The organism is Bradyrhizobium sp. CCGUVB23 (assembly GCF_024199885.1).
In the GTDB taxonomy this organism is placed as follows: domain Bacteria; phylum Pseudomonadota; class Alphaproteobacteria; order Rhizobiales; family Xanthobacteraceae; genus Bradyrhizobium.
Genome location: NZ_JANADQ010000001.1, coordinates 8,454,339 through 8,468,392, shown reverse-complemented (window position 1 = coordinate 8,468,392; position 14,054 = coordinate 8,454,339). Strand labels below are relative to the sequence as shown.

The following is a 14,054-nucleotide window of genomic DNA, read 5'->3' as shown; positions in this document are numbered from 1 at the left end:
GGCGTTTTTCGTTTGGATCAGCTACCGCTATAGCGGCGGCACGTCGCGGGAGGCGATCTGGCGAAGCTGGTCGTAGAGGTCAGGCGCTTCGCTGGTGCAGAGACAGACGCCTTTGGCGGCAGGCGCATCGCCGGCGTTGAGGTAGGCGTGGCCCATGGTGCTGTCGAGATAGATGCCGTCGCCCTCGCCCAGGATCTCCGGCGCGTAGAACTCGGTGTGGACGGCGACGCGGCCGCTCGTCACCAGAAAATACTCCTCGCCGGCATGGCGCAGCAGCGGGCCGAACTCCTCCAGCGAGCGCGCGCGGACCTCGGCCAGGATCGGCACCATGCGTTTGCCGATCAGGTCGGTGCATTGATACGTGTAGGTATAGAATTTCGTCGTGATCACCTGCCCCTGCCCGGCCCGGCTGATGCTGCGCCGAGCGGTTACCGGTCGGTCGTGCTCGGGGCGCATCGGGGTCGCCGGGTTGAACAGCTCGGCGATTTCCATCTTCAGGCCTGAGGTGAGCTGCACCAGCTTGTCATAGGTCAGCGACATCAGCCCGTTCTCGACCTTGGACAGGGTCGAGAGCGCCATGCCCGTCCGCTCCGCTACCTGCTTGAGCGTCAGGCCGCGCGCCTGGCGGGCGGCCTTGAGGCATAGGCCGAGCTGGGAATTGGCACCTTCGGACGTCGTGATCTCGCTCATGCAGCAAGCCTAACACGGCAATAGAAAAATTGTTGGCCGATCCGCCTAAACTTTTGGGCTCAGCTTATGTCGAAGAGTTCCACTTGGCCGCCCGAAAGGCAACTTTGCCAGCATTTGTGCACGAAACGGCCGGTTTTGACAAAAATTGATGCGCCGGCCACACTTTCCGATATGCTAAATCGTTTTCATAATTTGAAAGGCCATGGCATTGTCCGAGCTTTGCGATTCCAGCGCCGTCGAGCTGCGCCGTCTGCTGGCCGCGCGGGCGATCTCGCCCGTCGAGCTGCTTGACGCCTGCCTGTCGCGCATCGCCACCACCAATCCCGCCGTGAACGCCGTCGTGACGCTGGACGAGCCCGGCGCGCGCGCTGCGGCCAAGGAAGCCGAGGCCGCCATCCTGCGCGGCGAGGATCGTGGCGCCCTGCACGGCCTGCCGGTCCTCATCAAGGATACACAGGACACCGCCGGGCTACGCACGACCTATGGCAGCCCGCTGTTCGGGGATCACATTCCAGCCGCCGACCAGGCTTCCGTTGCGCGGCTGCGCGCGGCCGGTGCGATCATCTTCGGCAAGACCAACACGCCGGAATGGGCTGCGGGCGGCAACACCCGCAACCCGGTGTTCGGCGCGACCGGCAATCCCTTCGATCCCATGCGCTCGGCAGCCGGCTCCTCCGGCGGCTCGGCGGTGGCGCTCGCCTGCGGCATGGCCCCGCTCGCTTCGGGCTCCGACACCGGCGGCTCCTTGCGCAATCCGGCCGGCTTTGCCGGCATCGTCGGCATGCGTCCCTCCTATGGCCTCGTGGCGAGCGAAAAGCGCGCCTTCGGCTGGTCCAACCTGTCGACCGACGGGCCGATGGCGCGCAATGTCGCCGACACCGCACTGATGCTGTCGGTGATGGCGAGCGACGACGCGCGTGATCCGCTCGCCTACACCCTGCCCGGCGAACCATTGCGCGGACGCGCCGAACGCTGGACAGCGCCGCGCCCCGCCGAGCTCGGCAAGCTGCGCGTCGCCTTCACCGAAGACTTTGGCTTTGCCCCGACCGAGCAGGCGATCCGCCGCGTATTCCGCCACCGCGTTGGCAAGCTTGCGCCGCTGTTTGCCGACTGCCGCGAGGCGACGCCGGATTGCTCCGGCGCGGACGATGCCTTCGCCGTGCTGCGCGCAGGCCTGTTCCTCGGGATGCACGGCAAGAACTACAAGGAGCGTCCCGAGATGCTCGGCCCCAATGTGCGGGCCAATGTCGAGGAAGGCCTGAACTACACGCTCGAAGACTACGCGCGCGCGGCGACGACGCAGACGCGGATCTATCGCGCCTATCAAAACTTCTTCGAAAGCTGCGACGTGCTGATCAGCCCGACCATCACGCTGAGCCCGCGCCCCTGGTCGGAGCTCTATCCGGCGCAGATCGACGGCACGCCGACCAAATCTTATTTCCACTGGCTTGCGCTCGCCTATGCCGTGACGCTTCCAGGCCATCCCGCGCTCAGCCTGCCACTCGGCGTCGATGAAGCGGGCCTGCCCTTCGGCCTCCAGATCGTGGGCCCGCGCGGCGGGGACGCCATCGTGCTCTCGATTGCGGCGAGCATCGAGGCGGCGTTTGCGAGCGACCCGCAGCTCTGCCGCCCGATCCCCGATCTGGCACGGCTCGCCGGGGCGCCGCCGCTCTCGGCGGCGCCAGGCTTCTTCACCTGGGAATGACCCCACAGCAGAGTTAGCAGCCACCGGATCGCCGGCGAAACGGAGATGAGCATGACTGAATTGTCGCAGCGGAAAACCGGGGTCGTCGCGTTCGTCCTGCTCTACATCGCCTACTGTATCTCCTACATCGACCGCGCCGCGATCTCGCTGGCGCTGGCGCAGATCGGCAAGGACTTCAATCTCCAGGCCGCCGATCTCGGCATCGTCATCAGCGCGTTCTTCCTCGGCTATGCCGCGATGCAGGTGCCGGGCGGATGGCTCTCCGACCGCTTCGGCTCGAAATATGTGGTGATCGTCACGATCGTGATGTGGTCGCTGTTCACGGCCTTCACGAGCCTGGCCTGGTCACTGACGTCGCTGATCGCGATCCGCTTCATCTTCGGCATCGCCGAGGGCGGCTTTCCGCCGGCGAGCATTCGCGCCATCGCGGAGCTGTTCAAGAAGGACAGCCGGCCAAAAATGTCGGCGCTGCTGCTGTCGTCGAACTATGCCGGCAGCATGATCGCGCCGCTGATCATGGCGCCGCTGATCCTCTGGCTCGGCTGGCGCCACGCCTTCAATACGATCGGCATCGCCGGCCTGGTGTTCGCGATCGTCTATTTCCTCTTCGTCCCTCATCTGCGGCGCCTGGGCGCGGCCCCGGCGAGCACGGCGACGGCGAAGCCTGCGGACCGCACGCCGATGCGCGAATTGATGAAGAACCCGCTGATCTGGCAGCTGATGGTGGTGTGGTTCGGCCTCAGCTGCGTCAACAAGGGCCTGGATTCCTGGATGCCGCTTTATTTGCTCCAGCAGCGCGGACTCGATCTCAAGACCGTCGGCATCGTGGCGCCGATCCCGTTCGTGATGGCGACGATCGCGACCGCGATCGGCGGCTGGGTAATGACGAGGTTTTTCGCCGAGCGCGAAAAATGGCTGCTGATCGGCAGCTCCGCGTTGACCGGCATCTTCCTCTACGCCATGTACAAGGCGGAAACGATCGCGGTGCTGATCACCTACCAGTCGCTGGTCTATTTCTTCAAATCCTTCGTGCTGGCCTCGGTGGTAGCGCTTCCGACGAAACTGCTTCGCGACGACCAGATCGGATCGGGCGTCGGCATGGTCAATCTCGGCGGCCAGAGCGCAGGTTTCGTGGCGCCGGCGGCGATTGGCTTCATCGTGACCGGAACCGGATCGTTCGATGCGGCCTTCGGCTTCCTGGTGGCGATGACCGCGATGTCGGTCGTCGTCGCGGCGACCATCAACACGGCGCAACCCAAACTCGCGCCGCAGCCGGCCTGAGGGGCACATGCCGATGCAAAGCACAATCGTCCTTGGCGGCGGCATGATCGGTGTCAGCGCGGCGCTGCACTTGCAGCGGCGCGGCTGGTCGGTGACGCTCGTCGACCGCAGGGAGCCGGGCCGGGAGACCAGCTACGGCAATGCCGGAATGATCCAGGCGGAGGCTGTGCGGCCATATCCAATGCCGCGCGACTTTGCGACGCTGTTGAAGATCGTGACCGGCCGCACCAACGACGTCCGCTACAGCCTTGCGTCCCTGCACCGCCACGTCGAGCCCCTGCTCCGCTATTGGTGGCATTCGGCGCCGAAGCGGCATCGCGAGGCGATCGAGGCATGGGCGCGCCTGATCGCCTATGCGACATCAGAGCACGATACCCTCATCCGCGAGGCGCACGCCGACAATCTCATTCGTCGCGCCGGCTACCGGCTGCTGCATCGCGATCCCGCCGCGCTCGAGCTCGCGATCAAGACCGCGGAGGAAAACCAGCGCGACTTCGGCGTGAACTTCCGCGTGCTGTCCGGCAGCGAGCTCGCGAAGGCCGAACCGATCCTGCGCGATGATCTTCCCGGTGCCATCCACTGGCTCGACACCTGGACCGTGTCGGATCCCGGCGCCTTGGTCGCCACCTATGCCGAACTGTTCCAGCGCCTCGGCGGCCATATCCTTCTCGGCGATGCGCAGACGTTGCAGCAGACCTCGTCCGGATGGTCGGTGCAGACCGACGACGGACCGATCGATGCGGCCAATGTCGTCGTCACCCTCGGACCGTGGTCGCCCGATCTGTTGCAAAAGTTCGGCTACCGCATTCCGCTGGTGCGCAAGCGCGGCTACCATATGCACTATAGCGGCGGCGCTTCGCTCGACCTGCCGCTGGTCGATACGGCAAGAGGCTATGCCATGGGGCCGATGGCCAAGGGCATCCGGATCACCACCGGCGCCGAGTTGACCGGACCGGATGCGCCGGCAACGCCCGTGCAACTCGCCAGTGCTGAGGCCTCCGCGCGAGAACTGCTCGATCTCGGCGGCCGCGCCGAACCCGAGCCGTGGTATGGCACGCGGCCCTGCACGCCCGATATGTTGCCGGTGCTGGGGCCTGCGCCGCACCATCGCGGGCTCTGGATGAATTTCGGCCACGGTCACCAGGGCTTTACGCTGGGGCCCGCGACCGGACGCCTGCTCGCGGAGATGATGAGCGGCGAGAGGCCGTCGATCGATCCCGCGCCGTACCGGCCGGAGCGCTTCTAGCCAGCGTGTTTCGCGGCGAGAACCGCCAGCGCGGCCGACATTCGCATTAGCGGATCGTCCCATTCGCCCGGCCTGCGCTGTCGGAACAGCCGCATGGTCGGATACCATGGGCTGTCCTCGCGATCGCGCAGCCAGCGCCAGTCGAGCGCGTAAGGCAGGAGCATCCAGACCGGGCGGCCGAGCGCGCCGGCAAGATGCGCAACCGAGGTGTCCACGGCGATGACGAGATCGAGCGCTGCGACCGCCGCGGCGGTATCGGAAAAATCGCCGAGCGCCGGCGCGAGATCGATGATGTCGGTGCCAAGCGCCGCCAGCACCGGGACGTCAGCCTCGCGCGGCTCCTTCTGCAAGCTGTAAAGCTGCACGCCCGGCGTGATCAGGCACGGCAAGACCTCTTCTGCCAACAGGGAGCGCTGCGCGTCGCCCTTGTGCCTGGGATTGCCAGCCCAGACCACGCCGACCTTCAGCGCGCTTAGACCATCGAGCGCGGCGCGCCATCGCAAGACCCTTGCCGGATCCGGATGCAGATAGGGCACGTTCGACGGGATCGTATCGAGCGTCGTGCCGAACACGCGCGGCAGGCTCATCAGCGGCAGCTGCACGTCGAACGGCGGCAGCGGCTCGCCGCGCGCGATCACGGTGACGCCCTCCATCATGCGCAGCAGCGAGGCGAGCGCCGGCTGGACCTGGAGGATGATGGAGCCGCCCTGGGCGGCCACCATCGGCAGGTAGCGCACGAATTGCAGGGCGTCGCCGAGCCCGTATTCGGCGAACAGCAGAAGCCTGCAGCCTAGAAGCGGCTCGCCCCGCCATTCCGGCTCGCTGAAGATCGGATCGCCGTCCGAGAGGGTTTTGCACCTGCGCCGCCATTGATAGGCTTCAAAGCCGCTGGCGAAGTCGCCGTTCATCAGCAGGAAATGCGCGTGGTTATATTGCGCGAGCGGCTGCTCCGGATCGAGCGCGATGGCCTGGTGCGAGGCGGCAAGCGCCGCGTCGATCTCGCCGGCGTTACGCAGCGCCACCGCGAGGTTCGCATGGCCCTTGGCATAGGCGGGATCGGCGACGACGGCGCGGCGATGAGCGGCAACAGCCGCTTCGACACGGCCCTGCTTCTCGAAGATGATGCCGAGATTGGTGTGGGCTGGCGCATGATCGGCCTTCAGCTCCAGCGCGCGCTCGCAGGCCGCGATGGCCTCGTCGAAAAGTCCGAGCTCGCACAGGCAGGCGCCAAGATTGCTGGTGATCACGTGATCAGCCGGATCGCGCGCGATGGTCCGCTGGTAGGTCGCGGCCGCCTGATGCAGGTGGCCGGCCTCGTGCAGGACGAGACCGAGCAACCGCAGCGCCGGAAGGTTGTCCGGATCAAGCGCGATCGCGCGGCGATAATGCGCGATCGCCTCCTCGAGCTCGCCCTTGCGGTAGAGCGCAGCGCCGAGATTGCAAAGCAGGCCCGGATCCTCGGCGCCCGCTTCGAGGGCGCGACGATAGGCCATCACGGCCTCGTCGAGCTTCTTCCGATCCGCAAGCACGTTGCCGAGATTGAGCCAGACGCCGCGATGCGCTGGATCCCTTGCGATGACCTCGCGATAAGCGTTCTCGGCCTCTGCGAGCCGTCCCTGCCCCGCCAGCGCGATGGCCAGGTTGAAATGCGCACGGATCAGATGCGGATCGATCTCGATGGCGCGCCGATAGGCGGCTTCCGCCTCTTCGAAGCGCGACAGCTCAGCCAGCGCCACGCCGAGCTTGTTGTAGAGGGCCGCGTCGCGCGGCCGCCCCAGCAGCGCGCGCTGAAACGCCGCCACCGCGCCGTCCCGCTCGCCCTTTACGGCAAGCGCATCGCCCAGCGTGACGAGGGCCGGCGCGTGGTCGGGATCGAGGCTGAACAGGCGGCTCAGCAGGCTCGCCCCGTCGCTCGCGCGATCGGTCACAAAAGCGACCACGGCGGACAGATGCAGCGCCGGCACATGGTCGGGATGCGCCTTCAGGACTTCGCCGCACAACAGGCCGGCCTGATCCGGCTGCCCCGCCTCGTAATGCTCCACCGCCTGCAACAGAATCCGATCGACCGCCGCCTTGCCCACGATGCCACCCGCCCTTCACCCCGAAATCCCGATGGGGGTTAAACGGACGGGCGCGAAAATTCCGTCACTTTGGCGCCTGGCAAAAACAGCAAGGGCTGATCGACGATGTCGACCAGCCCTCCAGTTTCAAGGCGCAGCGGCGCGAGGCGCCGTTACGATCAGCTTGCGGCTCAGTCCGTCGTGAGCGCCGTCTCCATGTCGGTCGGATCGATCTGCTGGCTCAGTCGCGCACTGAGCTTCTCGCGATCGAGCTCGCCCTCCCACCAGGCGACGATCACGCAGGCGACGCCGTTGCCGCAGAGGTTGGTCAGCGCGCGGCATTCGCTCATGAACTTGTCGATGCCGAGCACGATCGCCATGCCCGGCACGAGCCGTGGATCGACCACCGCCAGTGTCGCAGCGAGCGTGATGAAACCGGCGCCGGTGATGCCGGAGGCACCCTTCGAGGTCAGCATCGCCACCACCAGGATGGTGATTTGCTGGCCGAAGCTCAGATCGACGCCGAGCGCCTGCGCGATGAACAGGGTCGCCAGCGTCATGTAAATGTTGGTGCCGTCGAGGTTGAACGAGTAGCCAGTGGGCACCACGAGGCCGACCACCGACTTGGAGCAGCCGAGCCGTTCCAGCTTCTCCATCAAGGACGGCAACGCGCTTTCCGACGACGAGGTGCCGAGCACGATCAGGAGCTCGTCCTTGATGTACGCCAGGAACTTGAAGATCGAGAACCCCGCAAAGCGCGCGATCGTGCCGAGCACGACGAACACGAACAGCGCAGCGGTGACATAGAAGGTCGCGATCAGCCCGATCAGGTTGAGGATCGCGCCGGTGCCGAACTTGCCGATCGTATAGGCCATCGCGCCGAATGCGCCGATCGGCGCTGCGCGCATCACGATCGAGATGACACCGAACACGGCATGGGCGGCATCATCGATGAAGCTGCGGATCGTATGGCCACGCTCGCCGAGCCCCATGATGGCGAAGCCGAACAGCACCGAGAACAAGAGCACCTGGAGGATCTCGCCTTGCGCGAAGGCGCCGACCACGGTGTCAGGGATGATGTGCAGGATGAAGTCGACGCTCTTCTGTCCCTCGGCCTGCTTGGCGTAGTTGGCAACCGCCTGCGCGTTCGCCGCCGCACTGCCGAAACCCGCGCCGGGACGAACCAGATTGCCGACGACGAGCCCGATCAGGAGCGCGAAGGTCGAGACGATCTCGAAATAGACCAGCGCCTTGACGCCGATGCGGCCGACCTTCTTGGCGTCCTGGATGTGGGCGATGCCCGAGACCACGGTGCAGAAGATGATCGGGGCGATCACCATCTTGATCAGCTTGATGAAGCCGTCGCCCATCGCCTTGATCCAGTCGTTGGTTGCGACCGTAGGCCACAGCCAGCCGACGATGGCGCCCAGGAAGATGGCGATCAGCACCTGGACATAGAGAACCTTGTACCACGGCTTGGCCGCGGCCTTTGCGGCAGGCGCGGCCGCCGTCATCGTTGTCGTTGTCATTGCTCCCTCCCCTCAATTCTCTTGGTTCTAGCCAAGATCAACTTGGCGGGCCGAGTCAAATGGAACTGCTCGACCGTTGACCGCCTAGTGGCGGCGATCGACGATCCGGCGCGCGGCCGGCATCAAGGTCGCCCCGAGCGCATTCTTGATCAGCGACGCCGCGATGAACGGCACGATACCGACCTGCCAGGCCTTGACAGCGCCAAGCCCGAGGCCGAACGCAAGCCAGGCGAAGCCCATCGCCAAAATGACGATGTGGCCGATGGCCATGGCAGCGAACAGCCAGGCCATGCTCCGATCCCAGCCCCGCTCCGCGAGAAAGCCCGTGACGAAGGCCGCCGCGACGAAGCCGAACAGATATCCGGCCGTGGGGCCGACGAGCGGAGCGAGGCCGCCCACCGGGCCTGCGAACACCGGCAGGCCCATTGCGCCTTCCGCGAGATACGCGATCATGGTTGCGCTACCGAGGCGCCAGCCAAAGGCAGCGCCGATCATCAGCACGACCAGGGTCTGCAAGGTCATGGGCACATAGGGCAGCGGCAGGCTGACCTTGGCTGATAGCGCCATCAAGGCCGTTCCAAACGCAACCAGCACGACCGCGCGCAGCGCGCCCGCGGCTTCGCCGCTTTGGACCGGCCACACGATGGTGGCGAGAGGAAAATGCGGCGCGGCGGCAGGCGATCTATCGGACACGTTGAACTCCGGAAGGCTCTCAAAAACTGGCGGCTATTTAAGCCAGTGGGCGATCCGGTCAACTGCTTCCCGCATCTCCTCCCCCGATCTCGCATAGGAGAAGCGGATGAAAGAGCGGCCGTGCACGGGATCGAAGTCGATGCCGGGCGTGGCCGCGACATGGGCCTGCTCCAGCATCTGCTTGGCGAACTCAAAGCTGTCGGAGGTGAAATCCGACACGTCGGCATAGAGATAGAATGCGCCATCGGCGGGCAGGAACTTGGTCAGGCCCGCCTTGGGCAGGCCCTCGATCAGGATGCGGCGGTTCTCCTGATAGCCGTGCTTGATCTCCTCCATCTCGGCAGCGCCGTCGAATGCTGCTTCAGCCGCGATCTGCGACAGCGACGGCACCGAGATCGACAGGTTCTGCTGGAGCCGCTCGACCGGCCGCACCAGGACGTCCGGCACGACCATCCAGCCGACCCGCCAGCCAGTCATGCAAAAATATTTCGAGAACGAATTGATGATGAGCGCATGGTCCGACAGCGCCGCTGCGGTGACGGCGGGAAAAGCATAGTCGAGGCCGTGATAGATCTCGTCCGAGATGAAGCGGATACCGGCGCCCTCGGCGGCTGCGATCAGGCTGGATAGCGCTTCCCTGGACATCATGGTCCCGGTGGGGTTGGCGGGGCTTGCAACCAGCACGCCCTTGAGCGGCGCCTTGCGATGGGCAGCCAGCAGCGCCTCGCCGGTCAGAGCGTGACGGGTCTCGCTGGTGGTCTCGATCGGCACCGGCTCGCAGCCCAGCGCGGTCAGGATATGACGGTATGGCGGATAGCCGGGCACCGTCACCGCGACGCGGTCACCTGGCTCGAACAGGGCAAGGAAGGCCAGAATGAAGCCGCCGGAAGACCCGGTGGTGACGACGATCCGCTCGGGGCTCACCGCACAGCCATAGGCGTCGCGATAATGGCGCGCGATGCGCTCGCGCAACGAGGGGATGCCGAGCGCGGAGGTATAATCGATCCGCGTGGTGTCCAGTGCCCTGTGGGCGGCCGCGATCGCGGTCTTCGGGGCCGGCGCGGCGGGCTGTCCGACCTCCATATGAATGACGTGGCCGCCGGCTGCCTCTATACGCACGGCCGCCGCCATCACGTCCATCACCATGAAGGGGGGAACGTCACTGCGGCGGGATGGCGTCAGCCAAGGCTCCAGCCGGTTCCTCAATATCGCATCGGCCATCAATATCTGCTATTTCGCTTCCAGTTCGGAACCCTTGGGGGGCCGGGAACGGGGGCGTCCGCGCCCCAGACTGGCCGCATTGTGCGGCTCATTAGGGCATAGCCCGTATCCGGTCCGACGCCAATCACCAAGACCAATCACAAAACTGCATTTCAAGACCGATCGATGTTGCTACAGCTCGCTTTGCGCAAGAAGGCCTCCGCTCTCACCGCCATCGTGACCGCGACCGCCATGGTGCTGGCGCCGCTCCCGGCGATCAAGGCGCAGGAGAGCCCCAGAGGTCCGCCGGTGCTGCGCGACACCGAGACCGAGCAACTGCTGCGCGAATATACCCGACCCATCCTGCGCGCCGCGGGTCTGGAGAAGCAGAACATCCAGATGGTGATCCTCAACGACGCATCGTTCAACGCGTTCGTCGCTGATGGCCGCCGCATCTTCGTCAATTACGGCGCGATCATGCAGTCGGAAACCCCGAACCAGCTGATCGGCGTGCTCGCGCACGAGACCGGGCATCTGGCCGGCGGGCATCTCGCCAAGCTGCGCGAGCAGCTCGCCAACGCCCAGACGCAGATGATCATCGCCATGCTGCTCGGCGCAGGCGCCATGGTCGCGGGCGCCCGCAGCGGCAACGCGAACAGTGGTCTCGCCAATGCCGGCGCGGCCGCCGTCGCCGGACCGCAGGAGATGATCCGCCGCTCGCTGTTGTCCTATCAGCGCCAACAGGAGGAGAACGCCGACCGTGCCGGCGTGAAGTTCCTGACCGCGACCCAGCAGTCGCCGAAGGGCATGTACGAGACGTTCAAGCGCTTCACCAGCGAGAGCCTGTTCGCCGCGCGCGGCGCCGATCCCTATTTGCAGTCGCATCCGATGCCGGCCGAGCGCGTCGAGGCGCTCGCCCAGTTCGCCCGCGCCAGCCCCTATTGGGACAAGAAGGACGATCCGGCACTCCAGGCGCGCCATGACATGGTTCGCGCCAAGGTCTCCGCCTTCATGGAGCGGCCCGAGACTGTCTACCGCCGCTATCCGCTGTCCAACGACAGCATACCAGCCCGCTATGCCCGCGCCATCAGCACCTATCTGCACGGCGACCTGCGCAGCGCGCTGTCCCAGATCGACGCGCTGATCCAGGCGCAGCCGAACAACCCGTATTTCTACGAGGTGCGCGGCCAGGCACTGCTCGAGAGCGGGAAGGCGGCGGAAGCGATCCCTGCCCTGCACAAGGCGGTGCAGCTGTCCGGCAACGCCCCGCTCATCGAGATGTTACTTGGGCAGGCTCTGGTCGGAACTGATAATAAGTCCTACACGGACGAAGCGATCCGGATTCTCCGTGCCGCGGTGGCGCGGGAGCCGGAGGCGCCGATCGGCTACACACAGCTCGCCATGGCCTATGGCCGCAAGGGGGACTATGCGGAGGCCGATTTGGCGTCGGCGCAGGCAGCTTACCTGCGCGGCGACAACAAGACCGCACGCGAGCTTGCGACGCGCGCAAAAACCCGTTTCGCCATTGGCACGCCCGGCTGGGTCAAGGCCGATGACATCGTGGCGTCAAAACCGCCACGCAACAATTAGACGCTTAGAACGACACCGACGCAATGACACCAACACCACGACGTCACGGCGCGGCCAGGTTAGATCGGCCGGGATGTCTTCCGAAACCTGCTTTCGACCAGAGGATTTGCCAATGCCTTCGCTGCGCCTGATCGTACCCGCCCTGTTTGCGCTCGCCGTGTTCGGCGCAACCGGGCCGGCCGCGGCCGACAGCTTCACCGACACCCAGCGCTCCGACATCGAGACGATCATCAAGAACTATCTCGTCAGCCATCCCGAGGTGCTCGAGGATGCGATGGCCGAGCTCAGCAAGCGCCAGGCGGCAGCCGAAGCGCAGAAGCACGAAGCAAGCATTGCGCAGAATGCGGATGCGATCTTCAACTCGCCGCGCCAGGTCGTGCTCGGCAACAAGGACGGCGACGTCACCTTCGTCGAGTTCTTCGACTACAATTGCGGCTACTGCAAGCGCGCGATGACCGACATGCTCGATCTCATGAAGGCCGATCCCAAGCTGAAGGTCGTGCTCAAGGAGTTTCCGGTGCTGAGCCAGGGCTCGGTCGAGGCGGCGCAGGTTGCGGTCGCCGTCCGCATGCAGGATCCCACCGGCAAGAAGTATCTCGACTTCCACCAGAAGCTGCTCGGCGGCCGCGGCCAGGCCGACAAGGCGCACGCGCTTGCCGCCGCCAAGGAAGCCGGTCTCGACGTCGCGAAGATCGAGAAGGACATGGCCACTCCGGAAGTGCGCGCAACGATCGAGGAGAACTTCAAGCTCGCCGAAGCGATGGGCATGAACGGCACGCCGAGCTACGTGATCGGCAAGCAGATCGTGGTCGGCGCCATCGGCCTCGACGGCCTGAAGGAAAAGATCGGCGTCGCACGCTGCGGCAAGGCGACCTGCTAGTTCCCGTTTTCGATTATTCGAACATTGAAAAAGACCGGTTTTTACCGGCCTTTTTTGTTGTCGGAATCTTGGTGCGACCATTCATCTCGCATTCAACAAACAAAAACCTCGGAACCGATGAAGTTTCGGAACATCTCATTTCTCCTTTCGTTGTCGGCGCGGGCAATGACGCACAAAACACGTGAGGAGAGGTTCAATGACTAATCGCTTTATGATCTCGGTTGCCGCGCTGGCACTCGTCGCGGGCACTGGTCTCGCGAATGCGCAGGGAACTGGGACCAAGGAGTACGGCGGTCAGCAGACGCAGCAGCACCAGCCATCAGCTGGCGCGACCGAGCACGGCGGCGCCATGAATAAGGAATCCACGGGCAAGGAAAGAGGCACCGTGGGACAAGCTGGCGGATCCATGAAGTCCGGCGCTGAAGAGAGGTCCTCGGGCGCGATGAAGGACGAGAAGTCCGGCGCCATGCACAAGGATTCGACGGGCAAGGAAAAGGGCACCGTGGGACAGGCCGGCGGGTCAATGAAGTCCGGCGCTGAAGAGAGATCCTCAGGCGCGATGAAGGACGAAAAGTCCTCGGGCACGATGCACAAGAATCCGACGGCTGAGGAGAAGTCGGGTGTAACGAAGGGCCAACGCACTGACGAACGCGCCCAGGGCCAGCAGGACAGGTCGAAGGGCATGAGCTCGGAGACGCAAACCAAGTCCGGCACGTCGACCCAGACACAGACCACCGGCCAGGCCGGCGCCGGCGCCAAGCTCTCGACCGAGCAGCGCACGCAGATCACGTCAGTGATCCACGAGGAGCACGTGGCTCCCGTCAGCAACGTCAACTTCTCGGTTTCGGTCGGCACGCGGATTCCGCGTGAGGGCATCGAGCTGCACGCCCTGCCGTCGCGGGTGGCGACGATATATCCGGAGTGGCGAAGCTACAGGTACATCCTGGTCCGCGAGGAGATCGTGATCATCGATCCTGTCACCTACGAGATCATCGCGGTTCTCAACGCCTGACGGCCGCCAGATCGGCACCCCCCAGGGGCGGGCAGCAATGCCCGCCCTTTTTGCCATCGGCCGGCCATGATTTGGACTGGTTAACAAGCAATTTCCGTAGCTTCCGCACAGCTTTTTGCGGGCTGGATGAGCTATCTGAAGCCCCGCGGGAGGTCGTTGAAGGCTTCC

At 65.1% G+C, this 14,054-nt stretch carries 11 protein-coding genes; 6 read left to right on the top strand and 5 right to left on the bottom strand.

What is annotated here, in order from left to right; all coding sequences use genetic code 11:
• Window positions 1–27: 27 nt before the first annotated feature.
• The gene (locus tag NLN62_RS39510; RefSeq protein ID WP_027524571.1) at window positions 28–690 is read right to left on the bottom strand and encodes a helix-turn-helix domain-containing protein; all 663 of its coding nucleotides are present in this window, start codon (window positions 688–690) and stop codon (window positions 28–30) included.
• Window positions 691–898: 208 nt separating this feature from the next.
• On the opposite strand from NLN62_RS39510, the gene NLN62_RS39505 reads away from it, so the two are divergent.
• From NLN62_RS39505 to NLN62_RS39495, 3 genes are read left to right on the top strand one after another with little or no spacing between them, the layout of a single operon-like run.
• The gene (locus NLN62_RS39505; RefSeq protein ID WP_027524570.1) at window positions 899–2,395 is read left to right on the top strand and encodes an amidase; all 1,497 of its coding nucleotides are present in this window, start codon (window positions 899–901) and stop codon (window positions 2,393–2,395) included.
• Window positions 2,396–2,446: 51 nt separating this feature from the next.
• The gene (locus NLN62_RS39500) at window positions 2,447–3,676 is read left to right on the top strand and encodes an MFS transporter (RefSeq protein ID WP_027524569.1); all 1,230 of its coding nucleotides are present in this window, start codon (window positions 2,447–2,449) and stop codon (window positions 3,674–3,676) included.
• 13 nt (window positions 3,677–3,689) lie between these two features.
• Window positions 3,690–4,922: an FAD-binding oxidoreductase gene (locus tag NLN62_RS39495; protein ID WP_027524568.1), complete on the top strand. Its 1,233-nt coding sequence runs from the start codon at window positions 3,690–3,692 to the stop codon at window positions 4,920–4,922.
• On the opposite strand, the gene NLN62_RS39490 is transcribed toward NLN62_RS39495, so the two are convergent.
• The 4 genes from NLN62_RS39490 to NLN62_RS39475 form a co-directional block, all read right to left on the bottom strand.
• Window positions 4,919–7,003 (bottom strand): tetratricopeptide repeat protein, encoded by a 2,085-nt coding sequence (locus NLN62_RS39490; RefSeq protein ID WP_254112279.1) that lies wholly within the window; start codon window positions 7,001–7,003, stop codon window positions 4,919–4,921. The two genes, NLN62_RS39495 and NLN62_RS39490, sit on opposite strands and share 4 nt — an antisense overlap.
• 170 nt (window positions 7,004–7,173) lie before the next feature.
• A complete protein-coding gene (locus NLN62_RS39485; RefSeq protein ID WP_027524566.1) occupies window positions 7,174–8,511 on the bottom strand; it encodes a dicarboxylate/amino acid:cation symporter in 1,338 nt (445 codons plus the stop codon).
• Between the two features lie 84 nt (window positions 8,512–8,595).
• The gene (locus NLN62_RS39480) at window positions 8,596–9,153 is read right to left on the bottom strand and encodes a biotin transporter BioY (protein ID WP_027524565.1); all 558 of its coding nucleotides are present in this window, start codon (window positions 9,151–9,153) and stop codon (window positions 8,596–8,598) included.
• Window positions 9,154–9,237: 84 nt separating this feature from the next.
• Window positions 9,238–10,425: a pyridoxal phosphate-dependent aminotransferase gene (locus NLN62_RS39475; protein ID WP_254112278.1), complete on the bottom strand. Its 1,188-nt coding sequence runs from the start codon at window positions 10,423–10,425 to the stop codon at window positions 9,238–9,240.
• Between the two features lie 165 nt (window positions 10,426–10,590).
• Between NLN62_RS39475 and NLN62_RS39470 the strand changes: the two genes are divergently transcribed.
• The 3 genes from NLN62_RS39470 (at window position 10,591) to NLN62_RS39460 (ending at window position 13,886) form a co-directional block, all read left to right on the top strand.
• On the top strand, window positions 10,591–11,994 hold the full coding sequence (locus tag NLN62_RS39470) for a M48 family metalloprotease (RefSeq protein ID WP_027524563.1): 1,404 nt from the start codon (window positions 10,591–10,593) through the stop codon (window positions 11,992–11,994).
• Between the two features lie 112 nt (window positions 11,995–12,106).
• On the top strand, window positions 12,107–12,874 hold the full coding sequence (locus NLN62_RS39465; RefSeq protein ID WP_027524562.1) for a DsbA family protein: 768 nt from the start codon (window positions 12,107–12,109) through the stop codon (window positions 12,872–12,874).
• A gap of 196 nt (window positions 12,875–13,070) precedes the next feature.
• On the top strand, window positions 13,071–13,886 hold the full coding sequence (locus NLN62_RS39460; RefSeq protein ID WP_027524561.1) for a DUF1236 domain-containing protein: 816 nt from the start codon (window positions 13,071–13,073) through the stop codon (window positions 13,884–13,886).
• The last annotated feature ends 168 nt before the right edge of the window (window positions 13,887–14,054 follow it).

What these genes read in the sequence shown, in the direction of transcription:
- NLN62_RS39510 (WP_027524571.1), bottom strand. Translation starts at nt 690, where the DNA reads ATGAGCGAGATCACGACGTCCGAAGGTGCCAATTCCCAGCTCGGCCTA.
- NLN62_RS39500 (WP_027524569.1), top strand. Translation starts at nt 2,447, where the DNA reads ATGACTGAATTGTCGCAGCGGAAAACCGGGGTCGTCGCGTTCGTCCTG.
- NLN62_RS39495 (WP_027524568.1), top strand. Translation starts at nt 3,690, where the DNA reads ATGCAAAGCACAATCGTCCTTGGCGGCGGCATGATCGGTGTCAGCGCG.
- NLN62_RS39485 (WP_027524566.1), bottom strand. Translation starts at nt 8,511, where the DNA reads ATGACAACGACAACGATGACGGCGGCCGCGCCTGCCGCAAAGGCCGCG.
- NLN62_RS39475 (WP_254112278.1), bottom strand. Translation starts at nt 10,425, where the DNA reads ATGGCCGATGCGATATTGAGGAACCGGCTGGAGCCTTGGCTGACGCCA.
- NLN62_RS39470 (WP_027524563.1), top strand. Translation starts at nt 10,591, where the DNA reads ATGTTGCTACAGCTCGCTTTGCGCAAGAAGGCCTCCGCTCTCACCGCC.
- NLN62_RS39465 (WP_027524562.1), top strand. Translation starts at nt 12,107, where the DNA reads ATGCCTTCGCTGCGCCTGATCGTACCCGCCCTGTTTGCGCTCGCCGTG.
- NLN62_RS39460 (WP_027524561.1), top strand. Translation starts at nt 13,071, where the DNA reads ATGACTAATCGCTTTATGATCTCGGTTGCCGCGCTGGCACTCGTCGCG.